The sequence below is a fragment of the Bacillus cereus group sp. N8 genome (assembly GCF_016483685.1).
In the GTDB taxonomy this organism is placed as follows: domain Bacteria; phylum Bacillota; class Bacilli; order Bacillales; family Bacillaceae_G; genus Bacillus_A; species Bacillus_A proteolyticus.
Map to the genome: position 1 here is coordinate 101,557 of NZ_JAEHBK010000010.1, position 15,225 is coordinate 116,781.

Genomic DNA, 15,225 nt, shown 5'->3' on the forward strand with positions numbered 1-15,225 from the left:
CCAATTTCACATTTAATAACTTAGTGCAAGTACCACCTTTATTTTAACGAAAAGATAACTTTTGGCCATCTAAATTATTTTAGAGGGTCTTTTTTTGTGAAAACGATGAAAAATATAGAAGAAACTGCAATTATTTATAAAAAAATGTGTCTAAAATATTGTCATATTTGCTTCTTTAAGATATCCTTTTCATGAAGAGGTGGAAAACATGGAAAAAGTACTAGTTTTCGGGCATAAAAACCCAGATACAGATGCAATTTGTTCTGCGATTGCTTATGCAGAATTGAAAAAAGAATTAGGAATGAATGCTGAGCCTGTACGTTTAGGCGAAATCAGCGGTGAAACTCAATTTGCGTTAGACTATTTTAAAGTAGAAGGACCGCGTTTTGTTGAGACAGTTGCAAGCGAAGTGGACAATGTTATTTTAGTTGACCATAACGAGCGTCAACAAAGTGCTAACGATATCGAATCTGTTCGTGTGTTAGAAGTTATTGACCATCACCGTATTGCTAACTTTGAAACAAGCGATCCTATATACTACCGTTGTGAGCCAGTTGGTTGTACAGCTACAATCTTAAACAAAATGTACAAAGAAAATGGTGTTGCAATTCGTAAAGAAGTTGCAGGTTTAATGTTATCTGCAATCATTTCAGATTCTTTACTATTCAAATCTCCAACTTGCACAGAACAAGACGTAGCAGCAGCTCGCGAATTAGCAGAAATCGCTGATGTAGATGCAGATAACTACGGCTTAGAAATGTTAAAAGCTGGTGCTGACTTAAGCGAAAAAACAATGGAGCAATTAATCTCCCTTGACGCTAAAGAATTCCAAATGGGTAACGCGAAAGTTGAAATCGCACAAGTAAACGCTGTTGATACAAACGATGTTCTTGTACACCAAGCTGAACTTGAAAAAGTTATCTCTACAGTAGTAGAAGAAAAAGGTTTAGACTTATTCTTATTTGTTGTAACTGATATCTTAACTAACGATTCTGTCGGTCTTGCGATCGGTAAAGCAGCAAACGTTGTTGAGAAAGCATACAACGTATCTCTAGAAAACAACACTGCTACATTAAAAGGTGTTGTATCTCGTAAAAAACAAATCGTACCAGTATTAACAGAAGCATTCCAAGCTTAATATAATTGTGTATGGTTTAACAAAAAAAGGACAAGTAGTCAGATTGGCTACTTGTCCTTTTTATCTTTAAAAAACAGAAAATTAAAAACGGGAGGATTGTGTATGTTTAATGATTTGGAAAATAAATTACAGTCACTTTTAGAGCGGAAAATTACTTCTGTTTCAGAATTAGAGCGTTGGCTTTTAGAGGAACTGCGTGTAAACGCTGAAGTAGAAGAGGAGATAACAAGTAGTTTAATCGCCACGTATAGAGATACAAATGACAGAGATAAACGTAATTTACATATGTATAATCAAAATACAATTCAACCACTTTTAAAAAGCTACACTGCAAAATTTGACCAGAAATTTAGAGAGTGCCCGTTTTCCGACTTATTAGAGGAGCAGAAATACGGATTTATGAAAAAAGCACGATTGGTGAAGAGTAAAATGTTTAATGAAAAGAACATTTCTCTTTCCGTTAAAGAGCAAGAGCTTATTACGAAATATAGAGAAATAATGTCTAACATATTTATTAATTGGGAAGGCGAGCAAAAGACGTATGCATACATAAAAGCAAAGCTAGATAACAGGAATAGAGCTATTCGCAAAAAAGCTTGGTATGCTTTATGTGAAGCAAGAAGTGTAGTGAAAATAGAAATAGATTGTATTATGAATAATCTCGTACAATTGCGGAATGAGATAGCTTTAAATGCAGGATTTAATAATTATAGTGAATATGCTTTCAAACAAAAAAACAGAGATTATAGAATTGAAGAGTGTTATAAGCTTCATGAATCTATAGAGAAGTATGTTGTACCAATTTGGAAACAGTTAGGGAATCTTTCTAAAAGTAATCTCGGTGTAAAAACGTATCGCCCTTGGGATCTTGCTGTTTGTAATTTACAAAAAACGCCATTTGAAAATCCCATTGATTTATTGGATGGGGTGGAAGAAATGTTTCAGAAGACAGACTTATATTTTTATGAGGAATTTATCCATATAAGGAAAGCAGGATTCATTGACGTAGAAGAACGTGAAAATAAAGCACAAGGAGCTGCTTGTTTTACCTTACCTCATAGTAAAGAGGTTTTTGTGTATTCTAACTTTAGTCCTTCATTTTATGCAATTAATGCACTAGTACATGAAATGGGGCATGCATTTCATTTTTATAAACAATTTAACAATGATAGTAGCATGCAGGAAAGATATCTTCGTGAAGAGGTAGCTGAGCTTTATTCCCTCAGTCTTGAGTTGCTAGTAATGGATAAGCTTACTGTTTTTTATAAGCAAGAGGATGAATATAAAGAAGTGCAGCGCGTACAATTGTATCGTGCTTTGTCTTTATTAATGTCATCAATTGCAGGAGATGTATTCCAGCACTGGATCTATGCAAATCCAAACCATACACCAGAAGAACGTGATAAGAAATATGTTGAACTATGTAAAAGGTATCAACACTCATCAGTTAATATTGCAGGATTAGAGAATGAAATCGGTGCAATCTGGTTAGAGTCATTTCACTTTGTCCAGTTTCCTTTTTATAAAATTGAATATGCAATTTCGCAAATAGGAGCAATGCAATTGTTTCAAATTTACCGGGAAGATCCAGAAAAAGCGATTGCTTTCTTTAAAGAGGGAGCTAGTTCAGATTGGAATTTACCTATACAAGTAATATATGAAAATACAGGTGTTACGTTTGACTTTTCGGAAGAAAGGATAGAAAGTACTGCCAGGGCTATTTTGGAACTGATTAATGAATTAAAATAAGGATAGTGTTTAGCTATCCTTATAACCGTTTATTCTTAAGACTTTTTCTTGTTTATATAAAATGTAATAATAGCAGTAATAATGAAAATAGGTATTGCGTACGCTTGCCCAACAAAGAATTTCCAACCTATAGTATTATAGCCGTCAGATGCTGGAAGGATAATCGCGATGATACAAACGATAATATAAGCTAATAATGCTGGGAGTATATTTTTCATACGTATTCACCTCCTTGTTATACTATATTTATATATTGTACTATTGAATAGTGGTTAGAAGATTTATTGTACTTAATTTTACGAAATCTTCACAAACACACTAAAGGATGGGGTGTATGCATGCTTCATGAAAGTAACTTTAGTACGGTGTTTTTATGTAATAATATAAATGCTTAATCAACTGCTCTAAAGTAAACTCAACCAAATATAGGGAATAATGTAATTTTATCTTTCGAGATTATTATATAGTATTCTTTAAAAAAATGTACTGAAAAATTTTATATTTCATAAGAAAGTTAGAAGCGAGGTAAGAAATAACGATGAAAAGGTTATGCATAATTCCATGTGGAAAGAAGAAAATTTGGGATAAGTACCCAGATCACAGAGAGGCAGAGGCAAAAGACGTATATATTAGTCCATTCGGAAAAGCATGTCAGGCGTATGCAACTGAGTTTTTCGAGAATTGGGTTATATTATCTGCAAAGCATGGTTTTTTAAGACCAAATGATATTGTAAAGGAAAACTATGATCTTGCATTTGACTCAAAGAGTAATGAGATTATTAACATAGAACAATTAAAACAACAGATGATTGATAAAGGCTTACTTCAGTTTGATGAAATAGTATTACTTGCAGGGAAGAAGCATAAAAAAGTTGTGACGAAGCTATATCCAGAAGAAATCATTACATATCCGTTAGAAGGATGTAGAGGGATTGGGTATATGTTGCAGAGGTTGAAGGGTGCTGTGGAAGGGCAGCAGGAAATATAGTCATATTAGTACTTGATTCAAATTACATCACATTTATACACTTTAAATAGACTATTAAACAAGCCTTTTTACCCTTTTAAACATAGAATATGATGAATTCTATTTTATATTAGGGGGGAATCATATTCATGTGTAATAATTGTCGGTGTAGACGCAGAGATTGTAATAGATTTTGGGATGATTTAATGTTTGGAAGATGTAGACGCAGAGAATGTGATGATTGTCGTTGCAATCGTAAACGTCATTGTGATTGTGATGATTGCCGTTGCAATCGTAAACGTGACGATGATGATGATAAATGCCGTAAGTGGTAATTTTCTTTGAAAGAGTACTTTGAAGTAAAGTACTCTTTTTTTGTATGAACCTTTTAAATTCCATTTTGAACAGATTTCTTTTCAATTTCCCATGAATCTTGCTTTTTAATTTTTAGAGCTACATTCGTACCATTAGATTTTGTATAAAAGATATACCCGTGGTTGGACTTAACGTAAGTTGAAGGTTCACCTGTGCAATCTTTAGAACAAGATGTGTTGATAAGTTCAATTAAGGATAGTTCGCTAGGATCGGTTTTACTAGCATCTATAAGTGTATCAAGGTTCGTTTTGCGAAAGCCTTGTAAGTTTACATGGAAATTCTTTTCTATTTCTCCAGTAACGCTAGTATTCATTACTTCAACTGAAGTTTTCTTTTCGAAAAGAAAACCATTTCCATAAAGGAATTTTGTATATCCAAGCCATGCGATTAAAAATAGTATAAAAAACATACCAGTTGTTTTAAGTTTTCGGAGCCGTTTACTTACGATTGATTCTGAATATTTCATTCAGCCTAATCCTCCAATGTTTTTATTTTAAAGTATGCTTGGGTATATATATTTAGAAGGAGATGAAAGTTAGAGAGTTACTGATTCAAAAAAAGAAAGCATCTGAAGTTAGGTGCTTTCTTTTTGAATACTGTCCGCTATCTGTTAGTTACTTGTTTCATAAGAGGTCTTATTTCTTTAACAGGTGGTTTTTTATCATAGGCATCAACGTAAGAAAAGTAATAATTTAAGTTTCTGAGAAGTCCTTTTCCTATTTTAGCGTTTAAGAAGGGGAATACTTGTCCAGTATAATCATCGAGAGATTTACAGTAGTATTTTTCGTCTAAATATATACTGTATTTACATGTTAGTTCTACTAATGAGTTTCCTTCATCATCAAATACTTCTTTAGAATCAATAATGTCTATTAATGCGAATTTTTCATTCAGATAAACTTTTTTCTTTTTCTCATGCTTATTTGTGAGAATAAATACGAGACCAATTGCGTTAATCAAACTATTTCCTCCTATAAAAAACGGATATTAATAAAATATATCGATATACGTTAAATGTAAAGAGGAGTGGTGAAATATCATTGATAGAAAACTAAATAAGCCGATTTGTTTTTTCAAATCGGCTTATTTTTATTGAAATACTTGCGGAAATTGTTTTACGATTGCGTTTGTTATCATGTCGGCCATTTCTAATGCTTCTTTTTCAATTTTATCGTAAAGTTTTACTCCTGCTTCATAATCTTTATTTAGGAAGGCAAGTGCTTCCGCTTTCGTTAGTGCTAAATGTTCATAAAACATTTTTCTGAATTCTTCTTTATCTATATATGGGTTGATACTGTTAAGAAATTCAGTAATTTCATCACCATTAGCGTACCATTTCTTCTCTATAGCGGCTGCTGCGTTTTGATCACCAGCTTTTGCTGCTTTCACAAGATCGGCTGCAATTACTAAATGATCTTTAATTAATGCACTATATTTCTTTACTGCATTCTCGCCATAGAAGGGCTCAAGTGATAGTCCCATATGTGTTGCGTTTTGTAAAAGCCGTCCAACAGTAACATTAACATCTGGTAAATTAAATACAATACTTATAATAGCTAATCTCGTCCAAGCGACGTGTTGTTCCCATAAAGAACGCATATACCCTTTTAAAAAATTCTCGTTTTTACTAATTCGGTAGTTACGTACGGATGAATCATAGTTTACATAAGGGTTATGATAGGGGGAGTAATACGATTGCCAATAAGAATACATAAATAGTAACACTCCTTTGAACATGTATAACTCAAAGTATGATAAAGATTTATTTTTAGTTACGTGTCCTAGATTATTTTCAGGGAATTTGAAATGGAGAAATTCAATGAATAATGTTGTGGTATATATGAATAAATTGAATATAAAGTAAAAGAGGCTCTGCAAGGGAAGTTGCAGAGCCTCAAAAGGGTATTGCCGAGATGTCGGACTCGACTACGTAATATTAACATAAAATTCTTTTAAAATAACCTGGTAAATGCGTCCAAATGAGAAGGGTACTTTTTAATAAAGTTAAAGGGATCTGCTTCCCGCGGCAGATCCCTTTAACTAGATAATGTTGATGAGCAAAAACTCATCTGGAGTATTTTCATAGTAACAAATGAAATTCACTTTGTGTATTGAGAAAAAAATGAATTACTTGTATGAATGTAAAGGATTTATATTTTGCTTTTGGGAATTATAATCATTTGTGGAGAATGGAATAGGGTTCTAAAATGGAGAAAAGACTTTTCAACCAGGCTACGATATATCGCGATATGTAAGTATAAAAAGACCTGCTAATTTAAGCAGGTCAACATAAGGGGTTTATCTAACAGATTATTATATATGGTAACAATTGTATTGTAGTAAGTCTATAAGTTTAATGTTGAGAAAATTTGTTTGAATGATATATATTTGGCACATGTATTAACGCATAAAAAGTTGAGAAAGGAAATTAAATAGTTTTTTATAAGAAAATAAAGGCTGATACTTATAAAATGATTCATATTTCCACGCATCATTATTAGAGAATTGGAGTTGTTTATTTGACGCTTTAGGTTTGTTGGAATTATTGTAACGACTCTTCATAATTTAACCTCCTCAAATTCATATGTATACGATTAGTAGTATTCTAGGAAGGTAAATTAAATGAATATTTATTTTGAAATTCTTTCTTCTTGTGTACTAGATTTGTTTTTTTTATGTTGGAAAACCTAGGAAGCAAATAGAACTCAAATACTTATAAAATTCAAAGTGGCGAGAATCAGTTTGATGATATAATGGGAATAGATGAAAGATAAAGAAAAGCAGGTGACTCTTTTTTGTTTACAAAAGCTCAAGAACTTTTAGCGTCTTATTTCGGTTATTCGTCATTCCGAAGAGGACAAGATGAAACAATTAAAAATGTATTAGATGGGAAGGATACGGTTTGTATTATGCCTACGGGCGGTGGTAAGTCAATTTGTTATCAAATTCCCGCACTAGTATTCGAAGGAACGACATTAGTTATATCACCTTTGATTTCACTTATGAAAGATCAAGTAGATACATTAATTCAAAACGGTATTTCCGCTACATATATTAATAGTTCTATTTCTATTACAGAAGCGAATCAACGAATTCAATTGGCGAAACAAGGACATTACAAATTGCTTTACGTGGCGCCTGAGCGTCTTGATTCTATGGAGTTTGTTGACCAACTTATCGATATGAAAATTCCAATGATTGCGATTGATGAGGCGCACTGTATTTCCCAGTGGGGTCATGATTTCCGTCCAAGTTATTTACATATACATCGCATATTAGATTATCTTCCAGAAAAACCGCTCGTTTTAGCTTTAACGGCAACGGCAACACCACAAGTACGTGATGATATATGTAGCACGCTTGAAATTAATCAAGAAAATACAATTATGACAACGTTCGAGCGCGAGAACTTATCATTTTCAGTAATTAAAGGACAGGATCGTAATGCGTATTTAGCAGATTATATTCGTCAAAATCAGAAGGAATCTGGGATTATATATGCAGCTACAAGAAAAGTAGTCGATCAGTTATATGAAGATCTAGGGAAAGCAGGAGTTTCGGTATCGAAATATCATGCAGGTATGAGCGATCACGATCGAAATGAACAACAAGAACTCTTTTTACGAGATGAAATCAGTGTGATGGTAGCGACATCTGCGTTCGGGATGGGGATTGATAAATCGAATATTCGTTACGTTATTCATTATCAACTTCCGAAAAATATGGAAAGTTACTATCAAGAGGCGGGACGTGCTGGTCGTGACGGGTTAGATAGTGAATGTATTTTGTTATATTCTTCTCAAGATGTACAAGTGCAACGCTTTTTAATTGATCAATCGACTGGAGAATCACGTTTTTCAAATGAACTAGAAAAATTGCAAAATATGACCGATTACTGTCATACAGAACAATGTTTACAATCATTTATTTTGCAATACTTTGGAGAAGAACCGAAGGAAGATTGCGGTCGTTGTGGTAATTGTACGGACGACCGTGAAAGTATTGATGTAACGAGAGAATCACAAATGGTTCTATCTTGTATGATCAGGACGAACCAACGATTCGGAAAACAAATGATTGCACAAGTATTAACTGGATCGAAAAATAAGAAAGTCATTGAATTTAATTTTCATACTTTGCCAACGTATGGTCTTTTATCAAACCGTAGTGTAAAAGAAGTCAGTGAGTTTATTGAGTTTTTAATTTCAGACGAGTTGATTGCAGTTGAACATGGTACATATCCGACATTAAAAGTAACGGAAAAAGGGAAAGAAGCACTACTTGGTAAAGTGAATGTTTTACGCAAAGAACGAGTAGAAACGAGACAAATTGTTCAAGACCATCCTTTATTTGAAGTGCTTCGTGAAGTGCGTAAAGAAATTGCGCAAGGAGAAGGTGTACCACCGTTTGTTATTTTCTCTGACCAAACGTTAAAAGATATGTGTGCAAAAATGCCACAAAGTGACTCCGAACTCCTAACTGTAAAAGGAATCGGAGAACACAAACTTGTGAAGTACGGGTCTCACTTCTTACAAGCAGTTCAGCACTTCATTGAGGATAATCCAAACTATGCTGAAACAATTAAGACAGAAGATGTTTTAGAGCGTAAAAAATCAGGAAAAGCTTCAGCGAATTCTCATATAGAAACGTATGAAATGTATAAACAAGGCATTGATCTAAATGAGATTGCGAAAGATAGAGGTCTATCAAGACAAACGATTGAAAACCACTTAATCCGTTGCCATGAAGATGGTATGGAAGTAGAGTGGCAAAGCTTTGTTCCAACAGAGTATGAAGCTCTTATTGAAACTGCCGTACAAAATGCAGAAGGTGGTTTGAAATCTATTAAAGAACAGCTTCCAAATGAAGTGAGTTACTTTATGATTCGTGCATATTTACAAATAAGAAAGTAGAGACATATAAAGGGGATAGGGATATATGTATCATGTTTTCGTGTATGGCACGTTAAGAAAAGAGCAAATGAATGCTCATTATATGCGAGGTGCAACATGCATCGCAGACGGAGCATGGACGTATGGCAAATTATTTGATACAAACGAAGGGTATCCCGCAATGGTTTGTTCAAACGAGGAAAAAGTATATGGGGAAGTTTATGAAGTAAATAGTGATGTTCTACAAAAATTAGATGAACTTGAAGAATATACAGGTAATGCAGAGACTGATTTATATGATCGAATTACACAAACGGTATATTTTGCTGATAAAGAAATACATGCATATGTGTATGTTGCTCAGGATAAAGAGATATTAAAGAAAATCATTGATTCTGGGGATTGGATCGTGTATCAAAAAATATAATAAAAGCAGCTAAGGATAAATTGGTAAGCAGATAATGGAATAATTCATTATCTGCTTTTTATTTTGTTTTCAGTTGAAATTCTCAAACCAATAAAGAATAAAGTGCATTTGAATATTCTGTTTAATTTGATAATATAGAAATGTAGGTGATAAATAAGGGGGATTTTTAATGGGTATCAGAAATTTAGCTTCTAACCTGTAGTAGAAAAAACTATTACAGGAGGAGAATAATAATGAACGAATTAAATGTGAAGGAATTTTACAAAAAACAATTTGAACTGTCGAATTATGATGTAAATACAGAAAGCTGGATAGAACAGGTTGCTAAAGAGGTGCAAGAACAAGTTGGATATCCGTTTCAAACGATGTTGGAACTTGGTGCAGGGAATGGTGGATTTGCACGAGCAATGTCTAAGTTACATGTGAGAATGACAACTGTTGAACTTGTATCAGAGCTGGTTTCCTTTGCAAAAGAACATTCTAGTAGTGATATTGCCATTCATTGTGGAGATTTTTATCAAATTAACTTTGAAGAAAAATTTGAGGTGGTTAGTTATTTAGATGGATTTGGTGTAGGAACAAATAATGAGCAATTGTTTCTACTAAAACGGATTAAAGATTGGATGAAGGATGATGGATGTGCACTTATTGATATTTATCAACCTTTGTATTGGAAAAAGGTTAGTGGACACGAAATGTCATTAAGTTCGGCTATGCGAAAATATGAATATGATAGTATAAATGAAAGAATGTTAGATCATTGGTGGAATCCTAATCAACCTAATGAGATTGTGACACAGTCTTTACGTTGTTATACAGTAAAAGAGATTAGTGATTTATGTGCTAAAGCAGGTTTAAGTATTGTAGGATTCTTCCCAGGCGGAGCATTTGATTTTGAAAAATTGCGATATAAAGAGCAAGCTTCACTACATGAGTGCTTATCTTATCGTATAAAAGTAAAAAAGAAATAAAGAAATAAAGAAAAGGTGGGGATTATCCCTCATACACATCAAGCTAAGTTTATGTGAGGGGAATTTCAAATTTGTAGAATCTAATAAGTAAATGCAACGAAAATAGTTGGTATACATCGTTGGTTGAGTGCGTCTGGATTCATAGAAGTATCAGTGTTTGCTTCTAATCGACTACAAGGTTGAGTTAATGAAGTATGTGCTATGTGTTTGCGTAATCAAACACATAGGGCTACTAGTTCTTGTGTACCTTATTCACTTGATTGTTAAATGAATCAAATCATTCCAAAGTATTAGGTGATATATATCATCGCGATTCTTTAGAAACTAATTTTAGTTCATCAGAAATCGATAAATTCATATTAAAAACGCTATTCTTTTTATATATTCCTATAAAAAGAATAGCGTTTTTTCGTTATATGGATACAAATTTACATTATCTTGATAATAGTAATAGGGCGAGAACCTATTATGTTTAACCAATAATAAAATGACACAATTGACAAAATATACATCGGTGTTATAATGATACATTGTTATCAAGGTAACAAAATATTGTTTTTTCACGGTAAGGATGTGGAATTATGAAACAAAATAATGAACAAGTAAATGGAAAGAATCAAAAAATTAAAGTTGAACGTGTACAAACTGGAATTAGAATGGAAAAAAGAATGGTGAAGGTTCTGAAAGCGATGGCAGAGTATCATGATATTTCACTAGGCGTTCTTCTTGAAAGAATCGTTCTACATTCTTTTGAAAATAAACCTGTGTTTAGCGATGAAAGTCTTGAAAAAGTTAAAGCTATAAAAGAAGTTTACGATATGGATTATGGGCTAGAAATAAGCCGTCAGTGGAATGATTCGGATAACTAGAATATTAATAATACCATTTAGATTATATGTAAAAGATCTATGAAATATAGAAATGAATATAAAGTATCAGGAGCGATATTAAATGAAATTTAGTACATTAACTATATTTGATAATTACCCCAATCGATTATCCCGAACACCTAGACAATTCTATAATGAGGTATTAGAGCAAGCCGTTCGGGCTGAAGAAGTGAATTTTGATGGGGTATGGTTTGCAGAACATCACTTCTCAGATTTTGGTATTAATCCTTCGCCAGCAGTTCTGCTCGCTGCGGTATCTCAAAGAACGAATAGAATTCGCCTCGGTGTGGGTGTTTCAGTACTGCCATTACACAACCCTATACGAGTTGCTGAAGATTATGCGATGGTTGATCTTTTATCAAACGGAAGATTAGATTTAGGGCTAGGTAGTGGATATGCACAGAAGGAATTTGATGGCTATAATATTTCATTGGGGGACAAAACCGAGCGTTTTAACGAGTCTCTAGAAGTGCTACGTAAGGTATGGTCAGGCAAAATTTTTTCTCATCAAGGGAACTTTTATCAATACAAAGACCTTAAACTTAATGTTCAGCCCATACAAGCTCCGTTTCCGCCTCATTGGATTGCAACCTCTAGTGAAACAGGTGTTAGTCATGTTGCTAGTATGGGAAACAATTTCATGGGGCTTGGGTTTAGTAAATCACGAGATGAATTAGCAAAGCTGATTGATACTTACAAGAATACGTATCTAAAGTCAGGACACGGTAATCCAGAAGAGCTGGAAATTCCTGTTGCATTTCATGTCCATGTCGGTGAAGCATATGCAGAGGCTGAATCCAATGCAAAAGGTCCTTATCAATTATTTATGAATACTCCGCGTGGGACGAATATTTCATATGAAGACCTTAAATGTAAATTCAACCCAGTAATAGGAAGTCCTGATGAAGTTATTAAACAAATTCAGTCCTACAGTGAAATAGGTGTTACGAATTTTATGGCAGTAATGAATTTTGGTGGATTAGAACATCATAAAGTACTTTCATCTTTAGATTTATTTGGTAAGTATGTAATTCCTGCATGTAAGTGAAAAATTGATTGTTCCCCAAAACAAAAAAATGAATGTAATTCTCATAAATAAATATAGAGAAAAAATTTCCTTTGAGGATACTTCAAAATCTTAGAGAAATGGGCAGGGTTTTTTATGCCTTTCTTTATTTCGGAAAATTCTCACTTAAACTATTGACTTTATGATTGTGTTTTTTATAGAATTATATCTCGACTGAAAAAATTGGAACGGACAGGAGGGAATCATCAAATGAGTAACATATTTGAAGAAGAATTACAGAAAATGAAAGATATTTTATGTACGATGGATGAGCAATTAGAGCAGCTTGAAAAAATCCCGGTTTATTATGGAGAAGATTTTAAAGAGCAAATTCTTGAAAGTATGAGGGAGTCTAATAGACAAAACTTACGTATTGGTGTGCAAGAGCCGTATTTTGGAAGATTAGACTTCCAGGAGGATGGCAAAGAAGATGTTATGCCGATTTACATCGGTAAAGTAGGTGTTTCAGATAAAGATACGATGAAACCGATGGTTATTGATTGGCGAGCACCTGTCGCAAGTATGTTTTATTCATTTACCGGTGGAGAAGAATTAGCGTTTTATCATTCACCAGACGGGTTAGTAGAAGGCGATGTTTATTTAAAAAGAAATATTTCCATTCGAAAAAGAGAGCTTGAACGTGTTGTCGATACATATGTGAAAGGAAATGAAGATGTATCGCATGCTGATGATTTTCTTCTATATCGATTAGGTGAGAATAAAGATAATAAATTGAAAGATATCGTTTCGACTATACAATCGGAGCAAAATGATATTATTCGTGCGGAAAGAAACTTACCATTATTAATTCAGGGGGTTGCGGGAAGCGGAAAAACAACGATTGCTTTACATCGTCTTGCTTTTTTAATTTATGAATACCGTGAACAACTAGAGGCGGAGAGAATGATTGTATTCGCTCCAAACAGTTTGTTTTTAGACTATATTTCGAGTGTACTTCCTGAATTAGGTGTAGGCAATATTAGTCAAACAACGTTTCCAGATTGGGCATTACGTACGTTAGATGGTTCGGTGAAACTAAAGCAGACAGAAGAAAAATTGAAAGAAGCTTTTTCAATTAATCGTGATGAAAAAAAGGTTATGCTCGGTAAATTGAAAGGCACACTGGAATTTAAGTCGTTTATTGAAGAGAGAATGGTTCAATTTGAAAAAGATTTATTACCGACAAAAGATTTTGAGGCGTGGGATAAAGCAGTTATTCCAGTGGAAGACGTTAAAAAATGGATGCAAGTTGAATATAAACATTATCCATTAAAGAAAAGAAGAGAACGTTTAGTCGGCCGTATGAAGCGCTGGATTGAAATTGAACTTAAAAAGTTTGGAGAAACAAACGAGAAAAAGTTACTAAAAAAAGAAGCGACAAAGAGATTGAACACATATATGAATTTTTGGCCGAAAATGAGCCCACTTTCACTGTATAGTTCAATGTTGAAGAGTAAAGAAATACTCGAAGTATTACCTGAAGAGCTTGTTCAAGAAACAGAAAAGAATTCTCGTAAAAAAGAAGTGTATGTAGAAGACTTACCAGCTTTAATTTACATACATCATCGTATAACAGGAATTGAAATCGGACAGAAGTTTCATCACGTCGTTATTGATGAAGCGCAAGATTTTTCTCCTTTCCAAGTTTATGTATTAAAAGAAATTACACTAGGTAATTCTTTCACTATATTAGGTGATTTATCTCAAGCGATTTATGATTATCAAGGAATTGAAGACTGGGGTGCTTTTAAGGAAGTATTCCAAGAAACAGGTTATTATGAACTGACGAGAAGTTATCGTTCTACAAAAGAAATTATTGAATTCGCGAATGAAATAATTAAAAATGCAGAGATTCCAGTGGGACTGGCAACACCCGTTTTTCGTAGCGGTGAAGATGTTAAGGTAATCCATACAGAAGATCAATTCACTGACATTATGAAGACTTTACAGCACTTGCAAAATGAAGATGTGAAAACAATCGCGGTAATTGGAAGAACAGACGATGAATGCCGTGTTATATATGAGAAGTTAACAAATGCAGGACTAACTGTTAACGTGATTGAAGCAGATCAAAGTAAATACGAAGGTGGTATTTCGGTAGTACCTGTATATTTAGCAAAAGGCTTAGAATTTGATGCAGTACTTCTAATCGACGTTGATGAGGAACATTACAAAAATACAAAACATGATGCGAAATTATTGTATGTCGGATGTACGAGATCGCTTCATGATTTATGGATTTTCCATAGCGGGGAAGTATCTCCGTTAATTAAGAGATAAAAATTCAAGAGGCTTTTCTAGTAATGAATAGAAAAGCCCTTTTATTTTTTTATAAAAATATATAGGAGAAATGATAATGATTACAAAAGTAATAACAAAAAGAAATTGGGAAATCGCAAAAACAACTGGAGAAATTAATGAAGAATCACTTATAGAAGAGGGATTTATTCATTGTTCATTATTTGAACAAGCTTTAAAGGTTGCTCAAAAACATTTCAATCATGAAAAAGATGTTTTATTACTTACAATAGATCCATCTCTTGTAAAAGCAGAAATAAAATATGAACTTGCTTCAAACGGTAAAGAATACCCGCATGTATATGGAGTAATCAATGTTGAGGCGATTGTAGAGGTTGTCCCATTTTCTAAAGAAAAAGGAGAGTTTATATTACCAGAGATACAAAGTTAAGCGTGTTATAGTTATTTAAGTTGGCTAGAAAAGCACAAATAATATAGTTTGTGCTTTTAAT

16 protein-coding genes and 1 pseudogene are annotated in these 15,225 nt (G+C 33.4%); 11 read left to right on the forward strand and 6 right to left on the reverse strand.

Annotated features, from left to right (window positions below; genetic code table 11):
* Positions 1 to 208: 208 nt before the first annotated feature.
* Complete coding sequence (ppaC, locus tag JDS80_RS16420; RefSeq protein WP_199639292.1) at positions 209 to 1,138, forward strand: manganese-dependent inorganic pyrophosphatase; 930 nt, start codon at positions 209 to 211, stop codon at positions 1,136 to 1,138.
* Positions 1,139 to 1,240: 102 nt separating this feature from the next.
* Entirely contained in the window at positions 1,241 to 2,887 is a 1,647-nt protein-coding gene (locus JDS80_RS16425) for a M3 family oligoendopeptidase (protein ID WP_199639294.1), read from the forward strand.
* A gap of 35 nt (positions 2,888 to 2,922) precedes the next feature.
* Here the strand turns inward: JDS80_RS16425 and JDS80_RS16430 are convergent, their stop codons facing one another.
* Entirely contained in the window at positions 2,923 to 3,105 is a 183-nt protein-coding gene (locus tag JDS80_RS16430; RefSeq protein ID WP_071746185.1) for a DUF4017 family protein, read from the reverse strand.
* 320 nt (positions 3,106 to 3,425) lie between these two features.
* On the opposite strand from JDS80_RS16430, the gene JDS80_RS16435 reads away from it, so the two are divergent.
* Positions 3,426 to 3,875, forward strand: a complete 450-nt coding sequence (locus JDS80_RS16435; protein WP_071746184.1) for a DUF6884 domain-containing protein — start codon at positions 3,426 to 3,428, stop codon at positions 3,873 to 3,875.
* Positions 3,876 to 4,003: 128 nt separating this feature from the next.
* The gene (locus JDS80_RS31490) at positions 4,004 to 4,189 is read left to right on the forward strand and encodes a hypothetical protein (RefSeq protein WP_071746183.1); all 186 of its coding nucleotides are present in this window, start codon (positions 4,004 to 4,006) and stop codon (positions 4,187 to 4,189) included.
* Between the two features lie 53 nt (positions 4,190 to 4,242).
* Here JDS80_RS31490 and JDS80_RS16440 read toward each other — a convergent pair whose 3' ends face one another.
* The 4 genes from JDS80_RS16440 to JDS80_RS16455 form a co-directional block, all read right to left on the reverse strand.
* Positions 4,243 to 4,695, reverse strand: a complete 453-nt coding sequence (locus tag JDS80_RS16440; protein WP_071746182.1) for a hypothetical protein — start codon at positions 4,693 to 4,695, stop codon at positions 4,243 to 4,245.
* Positions 4,696 to 4,832: 137 nt separating this feature from the next.
* On the reverse strand, positions 4,833 to 5,189 hold the full coding sequence (locus tag JDS80_RS16445) for a cytoplasmic protein (protein ID WP_071772754.1): 357 nt from the start codon (positions 5,187 to 5,189) through the stop codon (positions 4,833 to 4,835).
* Positions 5,190 to 5,318: 129 nt separating this feature from the next.
* Positions 5,319 to 5,942, reverse strand: a complete 624-nt coding sequence (locus tag JDS80_RS16450; RefSeq protein ID WP_071772753.1) for an acetylglutamate kinase — start codon at positions 5,940 to 5,942, stop codon at positions 5,319 to 5,321.
* Positions 5,943 to 6,629: 687 nt separating this feature from the next.
* The gene (locus JDS80_RS16455) at positions 6,630 to 6,791 is read right to left on the reverse strand and encodes a hypothetical protein (RefSeq protein WP_083596212.1); all 162 of its coding nucleotides are present in this window, start codon (positions 6,789 to 6,791) and stop codon (positions 6,630 to 6,632) included.
* A gap of 233 nt (positions 6,792 to 7,024) precedes the next feature.
* Between JDS80_RS16455 and recQ the strand changes: the two genes are divergently transcribed.
* From recQ to JDS80_RS16470, 3 genes are all read left to right on the forward strand, one after another.
* Entirely contained in the window at positions 7,025 to 9,142 is a 2,118-nt protein-coding gene (gene recQ, locus JDS80_RS16460) for a DNA helicase RecQ (RefSeq protein ID WP_071746179.1), read from the forward strand.
* Between the two features lie 25 nt (positions 9,143 to 9,167).
* Positions 9,168 to 9,548, forward strand: a complete 381-nt coding sequence (locus JDS80_RS16465; protein ID WP_071746178.1) for a gamma-glutamylcyclotransferase family protein — start codon at positions 9,168 to 9,170, stop codon at positions 9,546 to 9,548.
* Between the two features lie 233 nt (positions 9,549 to 9,781).
* The gene (locus JDS80_RS16470) at positions 9,782 to 10,519 is read left to right on the forward strand and encodes a class I SAM-dependent methyltransferase (RefSeq protein WP_071746177.1); all 738 of its coding nucleotides are present in this window, start codon (positions 9,782 to 9,784) and stop codon (positions 10,517 to 10,519) included.
* 57 nt (positions 10,520 to 10,576) lie between these two features.
* Here JDS80_RS16470 and JDS80_RS31495 read toward each other — a convergent pair.
* Positions 10,577 to 10,820, reverse strand: a pseudogene (locus tag JDS80_RS31495) (IS4 family transposase); the annotation flags it as partial.
* Positions 10,821 to 11,100: 280 nt separating this feature from the next.
* Between JDS80_RS31495 and JDS80_RS16475 the strand changes: the two are divergent.
* The 4 genes from JDS80_RS16475 to JDS80_RS16490 all read left to right on the forward strand — a co-directional run bounded on the left by JDS80_RS16475 (position 11,101) and on the right by JDS80_RS16490 (position 15,164).
* Positions 11,101 to 11,388, forward strand: a complete 288-nt coding sequence (locus JDS80_RS16475; RefSeq protein WP_071746176.1) for a hypothetical protein — start codon at positions 11,101 to 11,103, stop codon at positions 11,386 to 11,388.
* A gap of 82 nt (positions 11,389 to 11,470) precedes the next feature.
* A complete protein-coding gene (locus tag JDS80_RS16480; protein ID WP_071746175.1) occupies positions 11,471 to 12,457 on the forward strand; it encodes an LLM class flavin-dependent oxidoreductase in 987 nt (328 codons plus the stop codon).
* 228 nt (positions 12,458 to 12,685) lie between these two features.
* Positions 12,686 to 14,755 (forward strand): HelD family protein, encoded by a 2,070-nt coding sequence (locus tag JDS80_RS16485; protein WP_071746174.1) that lies wholly within the window; start codon positions 12,686 to 12,688, stop codon positions 14,753 to 14,755.
* Between the two features lie 76 nt (positions 14,756 to 14,831).
* On the forward strand, positions 14,832 to 15,164 hold the full coding sequence (locus JDS80_RS16490) for a DUF952 domain-containing protein (protein WP_071746173.1): 333 nt from the start codon (positions 14,832 to 14,834) through the stop codon (positions 15,162 to 15,164).
* Positions 15,165 to 15,225: the final 61 nt, after the last annotated feature.

Coding starts and splice junctions, on each gene's coding strand:
- ppaC (WP_199639292.1), top strand. CDS start 209: ATGGAAAAAGTACTAGTTTTCGGGCATAAAAACCCAGATACAGATGCA.
- JDS80_RS16425 (WP_199639294.1), top strand. CDS start 1,241: ATGTTTAATGATTTGGAAAATAAATTACAGTCACTTTTAGAGCGGAAA.
- JDS80_RS16475 (WP_071746176.1), top strand. CDS start 11,101: ATGAAACAAAATAATGAACAAGTAAATGGAAAGAATCAAAAAATTAAA.
- JDS80_RS16470 (WP_071746177.1), top strand. CDS start 9,782: ATGAACGAATTAAATGTGAAGGAATTTTACAAAAAACAATTTGAACTG.
- JDS80_RS16480 (WP_071746175.1), top strand. CDS start 11,471: ATGAAATTTAGTACATTAACTATATTTGATAATTACCCCAATCGATTA.
- JDS80_RS16455 (WP_083596212.1), bottom strand. CDS start 6,791: ATGAAGAGTCGTTACAATAATTCCAACAAACCTAAAGCGTCAAATAAA.
- JDS80_RS16485 (WP_071746174.1), top strand. CDS start 12,686: ATGAGTAACATATTTGAAGAAGAATTACAGAAAATGAAAGATATTTTA.
- JDS80_RS31490 (WP_071746183.1), top strand. CDS start 4,004: ATGTGTAATAATTGTCGGTGTAGACGCAGAGATTGTAATAGATTTTGG.
- JDS80_RS16440 (WP_071746182.1), bottom strand. CDS start 4,695: ATGAAATATTCAGAATCAATCGTAAGTAAACGGCTCCGAAAACTTAAA.
- JDS80_RS16430 (WP_071746185.1), bottom strand. CDS start 3,105: ATGAAAAATATACTCCCAGCATTATTAGCTTATATTATCGTTTGTATC.
- JDS80_RS16450 (WP_071772753.1), bottom strand. CDS start 5,942: ATGTATTCTTATTGGCAATCGTATTACTCCCCCTATCATAACCCTTAT.
- JDS80_RS16465 (WP_071746178.1), top strand. CDS start 9,168: ATGTATCATGTTTTCGTGTATGGCACGTTAAGAAAAGAGCAAATGAAT.
- JDS80_RS16490 (WP_071746173.1), top strand. CDS start 14,832: ATGATTACAAAAGTAATAACAAAAAGAAATTGGGAAATCGCAAAAACA.
- JDS80_RS16435 (WP_071746184.1), top strand. CDS start 3,426: ATGAAAAGGTTATGCATAATTCCATGTGGAAAGAAGAAAATTTGGGAT.